This window comes from Candidatus Symbiothrix dinenymphae (assembly GCF_001431085.1).
The window spans coordinates 1-539 of record NZ_BBRU01000292.1 but is presented as its reverse complement, the minus strand read 5'-3'; the positions used below and the strand labels follow the sequence as shown (position 1 = coordinate 539).

Sequence of the window (539 nt, the reverse complement as noted above, 5' to 3'; positions counted from 1 at the left end):
TCCTCGATGAGCCAACCAACCACTTGGATATGCGCACAAAGGACGTGCTCAAAGAAGCCATCAAAGCCTTCGACGGCACCGTGATTGTGGTATCGCACGACCGCGATTTCTTAGACGGCTTGGTCGATAAAGTCTATGAATTTGGCAACCAACGAGTGCGCGAACATCTCGGCGGCATCTATGAATTTTTGCGAAAAAATAATGGTGAGTTTGTCCGTCATTGCGGGCTTGACCCGCAACCTCCTGCTAAGAATAGGAGTGTTGAGGAGAGGATTGCGGGTCAAACCCGCAATGACAAAGCCTCAGTTCCATTATCATACGAGCAGCGCAAAGACCAACAAAAGCAGCAAAAGCGCGTGGAAAAATCCATCGCCGACATTGAAAAGAAAATCGAAGCATTAGAAAAAGAAATTCGCGACATGGAAGCCATCCTGAGCACCCCTGAGGGAGCTTCCAACACCAATTTGCTGTGGCAGCACGCCGATAAGCAGAAGCAGTTGGATGCGGCGATGGAGGAGTGGGCGAAACTTGGTTGAAAC

1 pseudogene is annotated in these 539 nt (G+C 49.7%); it reads left to right on the top strand.

Annotated features, from left to right (window positions below):
* Positions 1-536, top strand: a pseudogene (locus ASC50_RS03710) (ABC transporter ATP-binding protein); the annotation flags it as partial.
* Positions 537-539 lie beyond the last annotated feature (3 nt).